A 1,023-nucleotide genomic window follows, 5' to 3' on the forward strand; every position below is an offset into this window, starting at 1 on the left:
AGTACATCGTTACTTCTTCGTCTTCTTCTCCGGTGGCGGGTGCTACCGTAACCATTTCGGCTCAGTTAGCCGATGCCAATGACAATCCAGTTGCTACTTCGGGACAAACCGTTACTTGGACTAAGTCTGATGCCAATGGTAGTTTTGCTTCTGCTACTTCAACAACCAATGCTAGTGGGATTGCTACGGTGGTTTTCACTTCGCATACCGTTTCAGGTACTGCTACAACTGTAACAGCTACTACTTCGGCTATTTCAGGAACTTCTGCTTCCATCACCACGGTCGCGGGTACTGCTAGTAAGTACATCGTTACTTCTTCGTCTTCTTCTCCAGCTGCTGGTGGAACTGTAACCATTTCTGCTCAATTAGCCGATGCTAACAATAACCCAGTGAGTACTTCTGGTCAAACCGTTACTTGGACTAAGTCTGATGCCAATGGTAGTTTTGCTTCGGCTACTTCAACAACCAATGCTAGTGGGATTGCTACCGTTGTATTTACTACACATACTGTGGTTGCTACTGCTACAACTGTGACAGCTACTACTTCGGCTATTTCAGGCACTTCTGCTTCCATCACCACGGTCGCGGGTACTGCGAGTAAGTACATCGTTACTTCTTCATCTTCTTCTCCAGCTGCTGGTGGAACTGTAACCATCTCTGCTCAATTAGCCGATGCTAACAATAACCCTGTGAGTACTTCTGGTCAAACCGTTACTTGGACTAAGTCTGATGCCAATGGTAGTTTTGCAACTGCTACTTCAACCACCAATGCTAGTGGGATTGCTACGGTGGTTTTCACTTCGCATACCGTTTCAGGTACTGCTACAACTGTGACAGCTACTACTTCGGCTATTTCTGGTACTTCTGCTTCCATCACCACGGTCGCGGGTACTGCGAGTAAGTACATCGTTACTTCTTCATCTTCTTCTCCTGTGGCGGGTGCTACTGTAACCATCTCGGCTCAGCTAGCCGATGCCAATGACAATCCAGTTGCTACTTCGGGACAAACCGTTACTTGGACTA

Annotated in this window: 1 protein-coding gene; it reads left to right on the top strand. The window is 47.1% G+C overall.

The window, feature by feature from the left end; translation table 11 throughout:
- Positions 1 to 1,023 (top strand): hypothetical protein (locus tag EWU23_RS13715; protein ID WP_205753192.1); only part of this gene is annotated, 1,023 nt, incomplete at both ends.

It is taken from the genome of Aquirufa beregesia (assembly GCF_011090385.1).
Lineage (GTDB): Bacteria > Bacteroidota > Bacteroidia > Cytophagales > Spirosomataceae > Aquirufa > Aquirufa beregesia.